This window comes from Candidatus Bipolaricaulis anaerobius, assembly GCF_900465355.1.
GTDB classification, from domain to species: domain Bacteria; phylum Bipolaricaulota; class Bipolaricaulia; order Bipolaricaulales; family Bipolaricaulaceae; genus Bipolaricaulis; species Bipolaricaulis anaerobius.
This window is the reverse complement of the sequence record NZ_LS483254.1, coordinates 154,616-168,929: the sequence shown is the minus strand read 5'-3', so window position 1 is coordinate 168,929 and position 14,314 is coordinate 154,616. Positions and strand designations below refer to the sequence as shown.

Sequence of the window (14,314 nt, the reverse complement as noted above, 5' to 3'; positions counted from 1 at the left end):
TCAGCCCCCCACGAGGACGATCAGGAACACGACAGCGAGCATGACGACGAACCACGCGACGTAGTCGCCGACGAACCCGCTGTGGGAGAGGCGCAGCCGCTCCACGTACGGCCGCAGGCCCTCCACGAACCCCCAGTACAGGTGCCCCCCCCCGACGTGAACCCCCTCCCGCTTTTCCCCGGAGAGGAAGGGCAGGTCCTGCTCCGTGGCGCGGTTGTAGCCCTTCCGACCGCGGGACCAGATGAGGAGGGAGAGGAGGACCACCCCCGCGGCAGCGGCAAGCCAGAGGAGTGGGCTCCAGTACCCTTCGCCCGTGAGGAGCGTCATCTCATCCTCCCAACACCGCCCGCAGGTAGGCCTCCCGCCCTTCCCAGAGTGCCTTCGCCGCGGGTGCCACGAGGTGGCGAACGACGAGCTCCGGGAACAGGCCCAGGGCGAGGACGCCCACCGCCAAGACCCCCATCGCCACGAGCATCGCGGTCGGAACGGGCTTAGGTGGGGCGAGCCGTGGCCCGAGGAACGCCCCCTGAAACGCGCGCACGAACGTGGCCAAGAGGAGGATCGAGGCCAAGATCGCCAGCGCGGCCAGGATCGGGGAGAGGGCGAAGCTCGACTCGTAGATCATGAGTTTTGAGGCGAACCCGTTGAGGGGCGGGATCCCCGCCAGGGCGAGCGAGCCCACCAGGAAGAACCCCGTCGTCCACCCCAGGTCGTGCCCCAGCCCGCCCAGGGTGTCTAGGTTCCGGTTCCCGGCGGCCTTCTCCACCGCCCCTACCGCCAGGAAGAGGAGCCCGATCGCCACCGCATCGTTCAGCATGTGGAAGATCCCGCCCTGGATCGCGACGAGGCCGAACGCGGGCTGGGAGGAGATCACGGTCAGCCCGACCCCGACCCCGAGGAGCATGTACCCGATCTGGGACACCGCCCCGAACGCGACGAGCCGCCCGAGGTCCATCTGCACCACCGCCATCAGGGCCGCCACCACCAGGGTGAGCATCCCCAGCCCCACCACCAGCCACCCGATCGCGGGATCGACCACCCCGCCGTAGAGGGTGAACAGGATCCGGAACAGGGCGTAAAGGGACGTTTGGGTGTTGGCGACGAGGAGGATCACCGCCTGGGCCGGCGCCTCACCGTAGGCATCGGGCGCCCACATGTGCAAGGGCACTGCCCCCACCTTCATGAGGAACCCCCCCAGGAGGAGCCCGAGCGCGATCCGGTCCACCGTCGTTCCCGCGATGAGGCGGGCGAGGTGGGCGAGGTTGAGCGCCCCGTACTCCCCGTACAGGAGGGCAATTGCAAGGAGGACGAACAGCCCCCCCACCGTGTACATGACCATCGTCTTGAACGCCGCCTCCGGCCCGCGGGAGGTCCAGGTGCGGTAGCCGATGAGCCCACAGGCGGCGATCGAGGTCACCTCGAAGAACACGAACAGGTTGAACAGGTCCCCGGTGAACGCCATCCCGATCATCCCCGCCCAGAGGAGCGTGCCCAGGGTGAGGGCGAGGGTCTTCCCCTCTTCTTCCTCGAGGTACCGCCACGCGTAGGTGAACGCCACCACCGCCAGGAGGGTCGCGATCGCGCCCATGAACGCGCTGAGGGCGTCCACGGTGAGCACGATCCGGATCGGGAACCCGCCCGGGGAAAGCGTCTCCCCGGGGGAGGAGGCGCCCAGGGTGTAGACCTGGATCCCAGTCGTGAGGACCTGCACCGCCACGAACCCCATGAGGGCCGCCGTAAGGGACGCGACGAGGGCGAGCCACAGGTCCCGCAGGGACGGATGGATCTTCCCCCACAGCGGGAGCGCGAACCCGCCGAGGAGGGGCACGGCGATGGCGAGGATCGGGGCGTGCGCGGCGAGGTTCATCCGGAGAGCTCCGTCATCTTGCGGCCATCGAGTGTCTTCTTGTGGCGATGGATGACGACGGCGAACGAGAGCATGAGCGCTGTGGTGGCGAGCCCGATCACGATGCTCGTCAGGGTCAGGGCCTGCGGTGTGGGGAGGACCATCGTGGCGTCCGGTGGGGCGTAGGTGTAGATGGGGACGACTCCTTCCTGCACATAGCCCGTGGCGACGAGGAACAGGTTCACCCCGTTCTCGATGAGGGTGAGCCCGATCACGATCTTCACAAGGTTCCTCCGGAAAAGGAGGGCCCACAGCCCAAGGGCGACGAGGATCATGCATACCACAAATGGGGTATTACCGATCATCGTCCCTCCCGACCAGCCCGAACAGGACGAGCACCGTCCCCAGGCCGCCTATCACCTTGAGCCCCACCGCCCAGTTCATGAGGGGGAGCGTCCCTGCGGTGTTGAGGTACCCGGGGTTGGGCCCGGGAGGGACCGGGGTCCCGAACAGGCCCCCCATCCCGGCGAGCGAGTTCGCGAAGAACGTGAACCCCAGGCCGAGGAATCCCAGGACCACGAACGCGACCCCATTCAAGTCCTCGAGGATCGAGAACGGGGCCTTGAGCTTCTTCACCGCCGGCGCCCCGAACGCGACGAGGACGAGGGCCACCGCCGATGCAGCCACCGCCCCACCCTGGAACCCACCGCCCGGGGTGAGGTGCCCGTGGAGGATCACATACCCCCCGAACACGAGGATCACCGGGACGAGGATCCGGGCGATCGTGCGCACGACAACGCTCATTTCTTGATCCTCCGCAGGATGAGGGTGACCCCCACCACGGCCACGAACAAGACGGTCGCCTCGCCCAGGGTGTCGTAGCCTCGGTAATCGAACACGATCGCCGTGACGACGTTGTTCGCCGCCACCTCTTTCTGGGACCAGGCGTTGAAATAGCGGTCCATCAGGTCGGACCGCGGCACCCCGAACGGGCGCATCTCCGCCCCCGCGAGGAGGAGGCACCCCGCGACAACGGCGAACGCAGCCAGCGTCAGCCAGCGCTTCATTCCTCCTCCTTTCGCTGCGTCTTGCGAATGGCGAGGACGAAGATCGCCGTCGTCAAGGCCGCCCCCACCCCGGCCTCAGCGATCGCGACGTCCGGGGCCTGGAGGAGGTAGAACTCGAGGGAGAGGAGGAGGCTGGATCCGCCAAGCGCGATCACGCTCGCCAGGAGGTCCTTCAGCCACACGGCGAGGACCGACCCCACCACGATCAGGACGAGAATCAGGACCTGCAGAACGGCCCAGATCGTCATCGCGCCCCCTCCGATCCGTGACCGTCGGGCGAGGCGTGATGGGCCTCTTCGAGGCGGTCCACCACGGCCCGGAACGGCTTGATCCCCGACCGATGAGCCGCCCGCGCCAGGGCGTGGGACCCGGTGGGGTTCGTGAGGAGGAGGAACATAAGGGCGAGGGCCGCCCGCACTGCCATCGTGCCCCCCGCCCCGCCGCCCTGGACGATCCCGTACACAGCAACGGCGAGGATCGAGAAGATCGAGCCGAAGGTGGTGCACTTCGTTGCCCCGTGGATGCGGGTGTACACGTCGGGGAACCGCAGGAGGGCGACGGACCCCAGGGCATTGAACACGGCCCCGATCGCGAGGAATGTGTAGATGAGCCCGTTCAATCGAGCCCCCCTTCGAGGTACCGCGCGATGAAGAGCGTCCCCACGTAGGAGAGGAGCGCGTAGACGAGGGCAACATCGAGGAGGACCACCTCGTCGAACGCCGCCCCGAGGAGCATCATCGTCGCCACGACGAGGGTGTTGATCGTATCCAACGCCACCGCCCGGTCGGCAGCGGTGGGGCCAATCGAGAGCCGCACCATGCACACGAGGATGGACACGAGGAGGGCCACCCCGCCCACCGCAAACGGAAGGGCCACGATCATTCCGCCACCCTCCGTGCCCACTTCGGGAACGGCCCGCACACGTCGTCGGCCGTCGGCGAGGGATCCTTCACGTTGATCCAGTGCACGTAGAAGTCACCCGTCGTCTCGTCAATGTCCAAGGTCAGGGTGCCCGGGGTGAGGGTGATCGAGTTGGCGAGGAACGTCCGCCCGGCGTCGGTCGTGAGGTTGGGGTTGAACCGGACGATCCCGGGCTTGATCCGGCCGGTGATCACCCGCCACGCCACGTCGAGGTTGGCCTTGACCAGCGCATAGAGGAACGGGCCCCCGAGGTAGATGAGGAAGAGAAACCAGCGATGGGGTTGGAGGAGGCGCCACCCGCCCCGCTTCCACACGTACGCCCCGGTGCAGAGGCCGATGACGAGGGAGATCACCGCCCCCGCGATGAGCTCGTCGGGAGCCCACACGCCCCAGCTCCCCGTGAAGGATGCGAAAAGAAGATAGACGGCGAAAGCGCCCGCCGCCGTCGTCACCCACTCCGCCACCCGGCGCATGCTGGCCGGACTATAGCGTGGGCGAACCCATGGTGCAAACGGATTGCAGGTTACGATCGGATGGGGAGCCGGTTCGGCGTCCTCCCCCGATGGGGGTATCATCGGGTTCGTATGCACGACATCCGAGTGGGGACCCAAGATGTGTTCAAGCACCAGCTCGAGCTCGCGTCCTACAACTACAAGCTCCTCCAGGAGCGTGGGGTGCGGGCGTTCAACGTGATGGGGGCGATCGGGTCGGGGAAGACCCTCCTCATCCTCCGCCTCGCGGAGCGATTGAAGGAGAAAGGGGTGCGGGTGGGGGCGATCGCCGGGGACGTCGCTGGGGATGACGATCACCAGAAGTTCGTCGCGGCCGGGCTCGTTGCCGCCAACCTCAACACCGGGGACGACTGCCACCTCGACGCCCACCGCGTTGGCCATGCCCTGGAAGGGTTCCCGCTGGCGGAGGTGGATGTCCTGTTCATCGAGAACGTGGGGAACCTCGTGTGCCCGGCGGACTTCCCCCTCGGCACCGCGGGCGACCTCGTGGTGATCTCCGTCACGGAGGGCGACGACATGGTGCGCAAGCACCCCAAGATCTTCACCCAGACCGACGTCGTGGCCGTGAACAAGGTGGACCTGGCCGGGTTCGTGGGGGTGGATCCGATGGTCCTGGTGGACGACTATCGCCGCCTCAACCCGCAGGGGAAGGTCGTCCTCACCGACGCCCGGAGCGGCCGGGGGGTGGACGAGCTCCTCGCCTCCCTCGGCCTCTAGTGCACGAGTACTCGCTCGCCGATGCCCTCCTCGCCGGGCTCACGGAGTACCTCCGCGCGCACCCGGTGGCCGGGCGGGTGAGGGAAGTCCACGTGCGGAAAGGGGAGCTCCTCATCCTCTCCGAAGAGGCGTTGGCCGAAGCATGGCGGATCCTTACGGACGGGACAGAAGTCGCCGGGTCGGAGCTCCGCATCGAGGGGATCCCGGTGAAGGTGCGCTGCTTGGGGTGCGGGTACGAGGGGCCGGTGAGGTACGTGAGCGAGGAGGGGTGGCACTTCGCCGTGCCCGTGCTCGCCTGTCCCCGCTGCGCGGGCCGGGCCGAGGTGATCGAGGGGCGCGACCTCGCCATCGTCGGCCTGTCCGTGGACGATGGCAGCGAAGCGTCGAGGGCTAGCCCGTCCAGCGGCGGTGGGAGGAGAGGAGGACGGGGACGAGGACGGGGCAGATCCAGCCCTCATGTCCGCATACGCCCGGGCCGAACAGGAGCGCCCGGTCGCCGCGGCGGATCCGCTCAATCGCCGTTACGTCAGCAGCAACGCTGTCCATCCCCAGCTTCCCGACGAGGCTCGCCGCCTGGTCGCGGATCACGACCCGCCTGAGCTCGGGCCGGAGGCCGTCCCCGTACCCGGCGGCGAGGATCGCCACCCGCGCCGCACCGGGGGTCACGTACCCCCGGCCATACCCCACTGGCCACCCCCGCGGGAGGTCCCGCACCGCCGCGATCTCGGTCCACGCCCGCGCCGCAGGGATGAGCTCCACCGGCGGGGCCACCGGCCCCTCGGGGTAGCCGTAGGCTGCGGTCCCCACCCGGACCATGTTCAGGGGGGAGGCGGTCGCCTCATCGAACGCGAGCACGGCGGCGGAGTTGGCGAGGTGTCGCCACGGGATCTCGATCCCCTGCCGTTCCCACTCCTTGAGGATGTGGCGGAACCACCACACCTGAGCCCGCGTGAACTCGAGGTCCTCCTCAGACCGGCCGTTCGCCGACGAGAGGTGGGAGTACACCCCCGCGACCTCGATCCGACCGGGGTGGATCACGGAAAGGGCCTGATCCACCTCTTCGGGGAGGAGGCCAAACCGCCCCATCCCCGTGTCCACCTCGATGTGGACGAGGGCCCGCCGGCCGGCGCGGGCGGAGGCGGCCTCGAGCTCGGGGATCATCCCGCTGTCGCCAAGCGGCAGGTGGTACCCCTCACGGATCGCCTGGACGAGGCTCGGGCCGACGGGCGGGGTCATGATGAGGATCGGCTGCTTGAATTCGGCGCGACGCAGCGCCCGGGCCTCGTGGAGGGAGGCGACTCCGAACCAGTCAACGATCCCTTGCGCAGCGCGGGCCACGGGGAGGAGGCCATGGCCGTAGGCATCCTCCTTGACCACGAACAGGATGGATACCCGGCGGGGGAGCCATCCCCGCAGCCGCTCCAGGTTCCCCCGCACCACCCCCGTGTCCACCTCGGCCCGCACCATGTGCCCTCTATTCCACCCCTCACCCTCCGCCCGTCCAACCTCCATCGTCCGCCCGCGGGGGGACAGAGGGGGTGGCCACGTCTATACTCGTCCCTCGATGGCCGAGCGCGTGCGGAAGAGGATCCACGTCACGGGTACCGTCCAAGGGGTGGGATTCCGCCCGTTCGTGTACCGCGCCGCGGTCGGCGAGGGCCTGGCCGGGCATGTGCGCAACCTGGGGGACGCGGGGGTGGAGATCGAGGTCGAGGGGGATCCAGCCTCCGTTGCCCGGTTCGCCGCCGCGCTCCGCGGTTCGGCGCCCCCCCTCGCCGTGATCGAACGCCTGGAGGAGGCGGACCTCCCCCCCAACGGGAGCGACGGGTTCCGGATCGTCCCGTCTCGGGATGGAGGAACAGGGAGCGGGACGATCCCGCCCGATGTCGCCACCTGCGTGGCCTGCCTCAAGGACATCGCTGATCCCGGGAGCCGGTTCCACGGGTACTGGGCGACGAGCTGTACCGACTGTGGCCCCCGGTTCACGGTGATCGAAGGCCTCCCCTACGACCGGCCGCGGACGGCGTTCCGCGAGTTCGGGATGTGCCCGGACTGCCAGCGCGCGTACAGCGACCCGCTCGACCGCCGCTACCACGCCCAGACGATCGCGTGTCCGATCTGTGGCCCAGAGCTGCGTTACATTGAAGGCGGCCGCGATGAGGCCGCAGACCCGCTCGGGCGGGCCCAGGCGGCCCTCCAGGCGGGGAAGGTCGTGGCGATCAAGGGTCTCGGCGGAACCCACCTCGCCTGCGATGCGACGCGGGAGGAGGTTGTGGCCGAGCTCCGGCGGCGGCTCGGCCGCCCCGGCCAGCCGTTCGCCCTCATGGCTCGGGAGGACCAGCTGACCACGTTCGCCTCCCCCTCGGACCAGGAATGGGCCCTCCTTCGCTCTCCTCGGCGACCGATCGTCGTCCTCCCCCTCCGCGGGGGCTCCCTCGCCCCCGCGGTCGCCCCGGGACTGGACACAGTGGGGGTGATGCTCCCCTACACCGGGCTCCACCACCTCCTCCTGGGGGGGCTACCGTTCCCGCTCGTGATGACGAGCGCCAACTACCCAGGCCGGCCGATGCTCATCGCGGATGAGCGGATCCTGGCCGACCTCTCGCGGGTCGCCGACGGGTTCCTCCTCCACAACCGGCGGATTGTCGCCCGCTGTGACGACTCGGTGGTGCGCCTCACGGGCGGGGCCCCGACCTTCCTCCGCCGGTCGCGGGGCTGGGTCCCGGAGCCGATCGCCCTCGACCTCGGGGAAGAGCCCCTCCTCGCCCTGGGGGGGGACCTCAACGTGGCCTTCGCCCTCTACGGCCACGGCAAGGCCTACCTCTCCCAGCACATCGGTAGTACGGAATACCTCGATACGCTCGAGTTCCTGCGCAGGGCGCTCGATCACCTCCTCCACCTCACTTCTCTTCCCCTTCCGAAGAAGATCGCGTGCGACCTCCACCCCCGGTTCGCCACGACCCGCCTCGCTTTCGAGTTGGGGGAGGCGATCCCGGTTCAGCACCACGTCGCCCACGTCGCGGGGCTCGCCGCCGAGCACGGGATCGAGGAGCTGGTGGGGATCGCTGCTGATGGGTACGGCTATGGGACGGACGGGGAGGCGTGGGGGGGGGAGGTCATCGCCTGGCGCGGCGGGGAATGGGAACGCATAGGCTCGCTCCGCCCGCTCCCCCTCCCCGGGGGGGACCGGGCGACCCTCCGCCCAGGGCGGATGGCGGCCAGTTACCTCCTCGCCGCGGGGCTCGACCCCGCGGAAGCGGGCCTTTCCCCCGTCGAACTCGATGCGGTGCGGCTCCAAATCGACCGGGGAGTGAACTGCCCCTCCACCACGAGTGCGGGGCGATTCCTAGACGCGGTTGCGGCGTGGCTGGGGATCGTGCGGGAGCGGACGTATGAAGGAGAGCCGGCGATGAGGCTCGAGGCCGCGGCGCGGAGGGGGAATGTCCATCCCGTTCCCCTGGCGGTGCGGGAGCTCGCCGGGCGACGGATCCTCGACACCGTGCACCTGTTCCGAACTCTCTCCGATCTCCGTTCCACGGGGAAAAGCGAGGCCGACCTCGCGGCCACGGCCCAAGCGGCCCTCGCCCGCGGCCTCGCCGAGCTGGCGATCGAGGCCGCCCGGGAGCGGGGGATCGCCACGGTGGGCCTCACCGGCGGGGTGGCGGTGAACGACGCGATTGCGACCACAGTCCGCGGGGAGGTTGAGGGGGCGGGGCTTCGGTTGGTGACCCACCGCCTCGTCCCGCCAGGGGACGGCGGGCTCGCGTTCGGCCAGCTCGTCCACGCCTCCTACCCCAGGTAGACTGAGGCCATGGACCTCCGCCTCGTGGGCCTCGTCCTCGTCATCCTCCTCGGGGCCGGGCTCCTCCTCTCCCCGCCGGGGGGCCGCCCCGGCGAAGGGACCTTCCCCATCGTTGGGCAACAGGCACCGCCATTCTCCCTGTCCGGCCGCGGGGACTTCACCACGGCCGGTGCAGTTGGGAAGCCGATCGTGATCGCATTCTGGACCACCTGGTGCGGGGCATGTAAGCACGACCTCGTCGTGCTGGAGGAGTTCCACCGCCTCTACGGGAGCGAGGTCGCGGTGGTGGGGGTGTGCCCGGAGAGGTGGCCCGAGGTGGCGGCGATCGTCGCCGAACGGGGGATCACGTTCCCGATCGTCTACGATCCCGGCGCCGCCGTCACCCGTCGCTACCAGCTCGCGGACAACCTCCGCTACCCGTTCACCGCGTTCGTGAACGAACAGGGAGAGGTGGCCGGGGTGTGGGCGGTGATGATCCGCGACCTCGACCACCTCCTCGAGGTCCTCCGTCAATCGGGGATCGCGATCCCCGCTCCCGCCGACCTACGGTGACAGAGGATGGTCGCGATGGATGACCTCGGTGTAGATCGTGTGGTGGGGCGCTCCTAGTTCCCTCAGGTGGAGGGCGGTTGTGACCTCGAAGATCTGCTCGGCCCCCGGCGCCAGGTCGCCCAGGATCTTTGACCTCTCCTGGACGACGATCCAGTCCTTGTCCCTGAACTGAACGACCACCCGGCCCTCGTTGATCGTGCGGTCGCCGATGTTCTTGACTCGGCCGACCACCCGTTGGCCGAAGGATTCCTCCTCCGCGCTCCACTCCACGACGTCGAGCGGGTACGACACGCCGGGCTCGACCACGCCGCGCGTGGTCGCCGTCAGCCCCGCTTCGTCGGTCACGGTGAGGGTGGGGTAGAACGTGTCCTCCCGCGTGTACCAGTGGGTGACCGTTGCCCCTCCCTCCTTCACGGACCCATCCCCGAAGTCCCAGTGGTAGCCCACGATCTGGCCATCACCCGGCTGAGATTGGCTCACAAACGTGACGAGGAGCGGCACCTCTCCCCGCCACGGGTTGTACCACAGGCCCGCTACCGGTGGTTTCCCCAGCTGAGGTTCAGAACACCCTCCCGCGAGGAGGCCCACCCCCAACAACACCGTGAACAAAACTCGCTTCATCGTCCACCTCCGCTGCCATTGTCTGCCTGATCACCCGCGGCCGACAAGTGGGATGGGGTTCCCCCCCACTCCGCCGCTTCCACGGTCAGGCCATCGCTCGCGGCGATCACTGGGATCCCCAGGGATTCGGCGAGGCCCGCCGCGAGGAGGCGCGGGTTCGCCCGCAGCATCGTCGTCCCGAAGTGGGTGAGGACGGAAACCTTGGGCCTCACGGCGGCGATGATCTCCCCCGCCTGGGGGAGGGACAGGTGATCGATCTCCGGCTTCCAGTCCTTCAGGACGACGTTGAGGACGAGAAGATGGCACCCCGCGTAGTGCGCGGCGAGGCCGGAGGCGAAGCGGCAATCCGTGACGAAGCCGACCCTCCCCTCCGTTGAGTCGAGCACGAGGCCGTACGCCTCCACGGTCCCGTGGGCGTGGGGCACGGGGCGGATCCTCACCCCGCAGATTTTGTGGTCCTCTTTCCAGGTCTCGATCCGTTCTAGGAACGGGCGGACGTACCGAAGGACCACCGGATCGTTGCCCTCCAACGCATCGGACGGGGCGAGGAGTGCCCCTCGTCGCTTGTAGCCGCCATCGGTCATCGCCTCGACCATGATGTTCACGTCGGTCGAGTGGTCGAGGTGCTTGTGGGAGAGGAGGATTGCGGCGAGATTGGCGGGGTCGAGCGGAGGGCGGGACCGACGGGCCCGGAGGAGGGTCCCCGGGCCGGGGTCGAGGAGGAGCTGCGTCCCCCCGAGCTCGATCCACGTCCCGGCCGAGAACCGGAGCTGGCGGGCCACGACGAACCGCGCCCCCGCCGTGCCGAGGAACTTCACGTACCCCATGGCCTTCGATGCTAACCGGAAAGGGCCAGCCGATGTAACCGCCGGGCCTCCCGCCGTGTAGATCCCCATGCTGGGAGGTGGTTGGCATGCGGAAAATGTTGGGGTTCATTGTCGCGCTGGTGGCGATTTTGGCGCCGCTCGTACCCGGCTTCGCGGATGGGATCATCGTCCCCATCCCGCGACCGGACATCCCCGGTCCCCCCCTGCGCTGGCTCACGATCGTCTACCACCACGTGACGGTGACGATCGAGAACGGTGTGGCCACCACCAAGGTGGACCAGGCGTTCCGCAACGATGGCGAGTTCCCGGTCGAGGGGACCTACGTCTTTCCCCTTCCCTCGGGAGCGGTGATCCAGGAGTTCACCCTGTGGGTAGACGGCGAACCGGTGGTCGGGGGCGTTCTCCCCGCCGATGAGGCACGGGAGATCTACCTCTCCTACCTCCGCCAGGCCCGCGACCCGGCGCTCCTCGAGTACATCGGGCAGGGGGCGTTCCGGGCCCGGATCTTCCCGATCGAGCCTGGGGAGACGCGTCGGATCGCCCTCGAATACGTGGAGCTCCTCTCCCCCGAGGGCGGCCTCTTCCGCTACCGGTATCCCTTGTCCCCCGAGCGGTTCTCGGCCAAGCCGCTTGAGGAAGTGAAGGTCGAGGTCGTCGTGAAAGCGAGCCGGCCCGTGGGGAGCGTGTACTCCCCGACTCACCCCGTGATCGTTGGCCGCGAGGCGCCCACCAGCGCCCGCGCGCTCTACGTGGACAAGGATGTTCTGCCCGATCGTGATTTCATCCTCTACTACTCCCTGACCGGGGAGGGCGTCGGGTTGGACTTCCTCGCCTACAAGCCCGACGACGAAGACGGGTTCTTCCTCGTGCTCGTCACCCCGCCCGCCGTTCGTGACCTCGCTCCCCTCCCTAAGGACCTCGTCCTGGTGATCGACCGGTCGGGGTCCATGGAGGGGGAGAAGATGGTCCAGGCACGGGATGCAGCCGCGTTCATCCTCGAGCGCCTCACTCCCGAGGACCGCTTCGGCGTGGTCGCGTTCGACCACGAGATCCTCGGCCTCACCTCCGGTCTCGTCTCGGCAAGTGCAGCGAACGTGGCTGCGGCCCAGCGCGAGGTGCGCCAGCTCACCGCGCGGGGAATGACGAACATCCACGAGTCCCTCCTCCAGGCGATGGAGTGGCTCCAACCGGCCGATCGGCCGCAGTACGTCCTGTTCCTCACCGACGGCCTTCCCACCGCCGGGAAAACGGTGACAGACACGATCGTTCGCGACGTGACGGCCGCAAACACGTCCCGATCGCGGTTGTTCGCGTTCGGGGTGGGCTACGACGTGAACACCCAGCTCCTCGACCTCCTCGCTGAGCAGAACCGCGGCACAACGACGTACGTGGTGCCGGGGGAGAGCCTGGAACTCGCGCTGTCGTCCTTCTACACGAAGATCGCCGCGCCAGCGCTGGCCGACCTCGCGCTACAGGTGGACGGCGGCGAAGTGTCCGACCTCTACCCGGTGCAGCTCCCCGACCTCTTCTACGGGTCCCAGCTTGCCCTCTTCGGGCGGTACACCGGGAGCGGTCCGGCGACGATCGTCCTCACGGGCGAGCGAGGGCCGGAGGACGTAGTCCTCACCTACAACGTGGAGTTCACCGCCGCAGCCACCGAGGCGAGCTCCCTCCCCCGGCTGTGGGCGGCGCGGAAGATCGGGCACCTCCTCAACCTCATCCGGTTCAAGGAGAAGACAGAGGACGAGCTGAAGCCGATCATCATCGAGCTCGCCACGCAGTACGGGATCGCCACCCCCTACACCTCGTTCCTCGTGCGGGAGGAGGAGCGCACAGCGGCGTACGTGAACCCGTTGGCGATGGCAGTTCCGACCGGGCCTGCAGGAGTCGGCGCCGCCCAGGCCACGAAGTCCCTCGCCGAGGCCGAGGCCGCGCAGAGGGCCGACTACGTCCGCGAGGTCGGGGGCCGGGTGTTCTTGTTTGTGGACGATGTCTGGCAGGAGAGCACTTACGAGGAAGACACGCCGACGGTGAATATCGTCTACCTCAGCGACGCCTACTTTTCCCTTCTGGACAGGTTCCCGGAGATCGGCCCCATCCTGGCGCTGGGGGAGAAAGTGATCTTCAAGCTTGGGACGGCCTGGGTGCGAATCGGGGAGGGGGGCGTCACCGAGCTCACCCCGGAGGTCCGCGCCCAGTTCCAGGGCTAGACCCGATATCGCGCGGTTCTGTGGGGCACAGGTTCCTTCGCTTGCCCCCTCCTGTTGTGTATAATGGAATTCATCTGCGGCGAACCGCAGATGAGGAGGGATCATAGGATGATGAGAATCGCAGTGGCGACCGTGGTGGGTGTGGCGTTCGTTGGGGTGGGTGCCCTCGGGGCCGTGGGGCTGTGCGACTACCGACCCCCGCAGACGGACCTGACGAGCCTCTGGGTCACGGGGACGTACCGCTACTTCGATGATGTGGCCACGCCTGGGGTGGATGTCAACGCGGGCCGGGCCACGATGAGCCTGAGCAAGCTCTTCGACTCCCCTGGCCTTGGGTATAGCCTCACCGGCCTCGGCGAACTGGGGCTCGTGAACCTGGGCCTGGCGAGCGTTGCCGCACAGGGGGCGGGGACAGCCCGGTACTACTTCGTTTCCGGTGAGCCCTTCTTCGGGTTTGCTGGGTTCAACGCGGGCTACGCGACCGGCCAGCCCCAGCCGGGGGTGACGTTGACCCTCGGCGCGGGCTACGGCCGGTTCGCCGACGTGACGCCGCTCGCGAAGGCGTTCCGCATCCAGAAGCTCCTCCTGGACCGGAAGGTGATCGCGCGGACCCTCCCCGACCAGACGCTCCTCGACGTCGCCCACGAGATCGGCCGCTGGGCCGAGTACGCTGAGGGGAAGGACGCCCTCCAGGCGGCGAAGGACCTTGCCGCGGCCGTGGTGGTGCTGATCGAGGGTGCGGCCGGGGCCTCCGTTGACCCGCGGGCGGTCCTCGCGATCGAGGACGAGATCCTCTCCACCGCGGCGCAGCGCTACTGTGGGTGGGCCCTTCAGGCTGGGTTCGGCTACGAGCTCGTTGACCCCTACGGGGGGCAGCAGGACCTGGTTGTCACCGTCTCCGCCGACGCCGCGCACGCTCCCACTCCCGATGCCCAAATCCTGCTCCGCGCTGTGGCCACCGGGCCGTTTGACATCGTGAACGAGCACACGCTGAGCGCCACCGCGTCCTACGAGCAGGCGCTGAGCGCGACGTCCTCCCTCCAGGCGGGCCTCGCGCTCCAGCGGGTGCAACCCCGCGATCGCGACTCGGCGGACTCGGTGTCGGCCCACGTCCAGCTCGCGTTCACCCTCGGACAGGCGAACCTCGGGGTTGGCCTCTCGGTGAGCAGGGCCCCTGGGCAGACCGGGTGGTCGGTGGACTTCAACCTGTCCGCGTCGATGAAGATCCTCTAGCTGTGG

17 protein-coding genes and 1 pseudogene are annotated in these 14,314 nt (G+C 68.6%); 6 read left to right on the top strand and 12 right to left on the bottom strand.

Translation table 11 applies throughout. The features are described from left to right. The 9 genes from BARAN1_RS00815 to BARAN1_RS00775 are packed head-to-tail and all read right to left on the bottom strand — an operon-like array spanning position 1 to position 4,307. A complete protein-coding gene (locus BARAN1_RS00815) occupies positions 1-327 on the bottom strand; it encodes a hydrogenase (RefSeq protein ID WP_122030456.1) in 327 nt (108 codons plus the stop codon). Position 328: 1 nt separating this feature from the next. After that, entirely contained in the window at positions 329-1,867 is a 1,539-nt protein-coding gene (locus tag BARAN1_RS00810) for a proton-conducting transporter transmembrane domain-containing protein (RefSeq protein WP_122030455.1), read from the bottom strand. Next, entirely contained in the window at positions 1,864-2,211 is a 348-nt protein-coding gene (locus tag BARAN1_RS00805; RefSeq protein WP_122030454.1) for a sodium:proton antiporter, read from the bottom strand. The genes BARAN1_RS00810 and BARAN1_RS00805 overlap by 4 nt, the downstream gene beginning before the upstream one ends. After that, positions 2,201-2,650 (bottom strand): MnhB domain-containing protein, encoded by a 450-nt coding sequence (locus BARAN1_RS00800; RefSeq protein ID WP_122030453.1) that lies wholly within the window; start codon positions 2,648-2,650, stop codon positions 2,201-2,203. The genes BARAN1_RS00805 and BARAN1_RS00800 overlap by 11 nt, the downstream gene beginning before the upstream one ends. Continuing rightward, positions 2,647-2,913 carry a hydrogen gas-evolving membrane-bound hydrogenase subunit E gene (gene mbhE / locus BARAN1_RS00795; RefSeq protein WP_122030452.1) on the bottom strand — a complete coding sequence of 89 codons (267 nt, stop codon included), beginning with the start codon at positions 2,911-2,913 and terminating at the stop codon, positions 2,647-2,649. Before mbhE ends, BARAN1_RS00800 begins: the two co-directional genes overlap by 4 nt. After that, positions 2,910-3,161 (bottom strand): hydrogenase subunit MbhD domain-containing protein, encoded by a 252-nt coding sequence (locus BARAN1_RS00790; protein ID WP_122030451.1) that lies wholly within the window; start codon positions 3,159-3,161, stop codon positions 2,910-2,912. The genes mbhE and BARAN1_RS00790 overlap by 4 nt, the downstream gene beginning before the upstream one ends. Beyond that, complete coding sequence (gene mnhG, locus BARAN1_RS00785; protein ID WP_122030450.1) at positions 3,158-3,532, bottom strand: monovalent cation/H(+) antiporter subunit G; 375 nt, start codon at positions 3,530-3,532, stop codon at positions 3,158-3,160. The genes BARAN1_RS00790 and mnhG overlap by 4 nt, the downstream gene beginning before the upstream one ends. Continuing rightward, positions 3,529-3,795, bottom strand: a complete 267-nt coding sequence (locus tag BARAN1_RS00780; protein WP_122030449.1) for a monovalent cation/H+ antiporter complex subunit F — start codon at positions 3,793-3,795, stop codon at positions 3,529-3,531. Before BARAN1_RS00780 ends, mnhG begins: the two co-directional genes overlap by 4 nt. Further along, positions 3,792-4,307 carry a Na+/H+ antiporter subunit E gene (locus BARAN1_RS00775; protein ID WP_122030448.1) on the bottom strand — a complete coding sequence of 172 codons (516 nt, stop codon included), beginning with the start codon at positions 4,305-4,307 and terminating at the stop codon, positions 3,792-3,794. Before BARAN1_RS00775 ends, BARAN1_RS00780 begins: the two co-directional genes overlap by 4 nt. Positions 4,308-4,418: 111 nt before the next feature. Here BARAN1_RS00775 and hypB point away from each other — a divergent pair, with 111 nt between their 5' ends. Beyond that, on the top strand, positions 4,419-5,063 hold the full coding sequence (gene hypB / locus BARAN1_RS00770; protein ID WP_122030447.1) for a hydrogenase nickel incorporation protein HypB: 645 nt from the start codon (positions 4,419-4,421) through the stop codon (positions 5,061-5,063). Then, a pseudogene (locus BARAN1_RS06825) lies at positions 5,063-5,362 on the top strand (hydrogenase maturation nickel metallochaperone HypA); the annotation flags it as partial. The gene hypB and the pseudogene BARAN1_RS06825, both read left to right, overlap by 1 nt. Positions 5,363-5,453: 91 nt before the next feature. Here the strand turns inward: BARAN1_RS06825 and alr are convergent. Continuing rightward, positions 5,454-6,575, bottom strand: coding sequence for an alanine racemase (gene alr / locus BARAN1_RS00760; protein ID WP_122030445.1), 1,122 nt, complete (start codon positions 6,573-6,575; stop codon positions 5,454-5,456). A 52-nt stretch (positions 6,576-6,627) separates the two neighbouring features. Between alr and hypF the strand changes: the two genes are divergently transcribed. After that, positions 6,628-8,865: a carbamoyltransferase HypF gene (hypF, locus tag BARAN1_RS00755; protein ID WP_122030444.1), complete on the top strand. Its 2,238-nt coding sequence runs from the start codon at positions 6,628-6,630 to the stop codon at positions 8,863-8,865. Positions 8,866-8,874: 9 nt separating this feature from the next. Beyond that, the gene (locus BARAN1_RS00750) at positions 8,875-9,417 is read left to right on the top strand and encodes a peroxiredoxin family protein (RefSeq protein WP_122030443.1); all 543 of its coding nucleotides are present in this window, start codon (positions 8,875-8,877) and stop codon (positions 9,415-9,417) included. Here the strand turns inward: BARAN1_RS00750 and BARAN1_RS00745 are convergent. Continuing rightward, positions 9,409-10,038, bottom strand: a complete 630-nt coding sequence (locus BARAN1_RS00745) for a PKD domain-containing protein (RefSeq protein WP_122030442.1) — start codon at positions 10,036-10,038, stop codon at positions 9,409-9,411. The genes BARAN1_RS00750 and BARAN1_RS00745 overlap by 9 nt on opposite strands. Next, positions 10,035-10,865: an MBL fold metallo-hydrolase gene (locus BARAN1_RS00740; RefSeq protein WP_122030441.1), complete on the bottom strand. Its 831-nt coding sequence runs from the start codon at positions 10,863-10,865 to the stop codon at positions 10,035-10,037. The genes BARAN1_RS00745 and BARAN1_RS00740 overlap by 4 nt, the downstream gene beginning before the upstream one ends. A gap of 86 nt (positions 10,866-10,951) precedes the next feature. Here BARAN1_RS00740 and BARAN1_RS00735 point away from each other — a divergent pair, with 86 nt between their 5' ends. Both BARAN1_RS00735 and BARAN1_RS00730 read left to right on the top strand, forming a co-directional pair. Next, positions 10,952-13,075, top strand: a complete 2,124-nt coding sequence (locus BARAN1_RS00735) for a VIT domain-containing protein (RefSeq protein WP_122030440.1) — start codon at positions 10,952-10,954, stop codon at positions 13,073-13,075. 108 nt (positions 13,076-13,183) lie between these two features. Further along, on the top strand, positions 13,184-14,308 hold the full coding sequence (locus tag BARAN1_RS00730) for a hypothetical protein (protein ID WP_157959341.1): 1,125 nt from the start codon (positions 13,184-13,186) through the stop codon (positions 14,306-14,308). Positions 14,309-14,314: the final 6 nt, after the last annotated feature.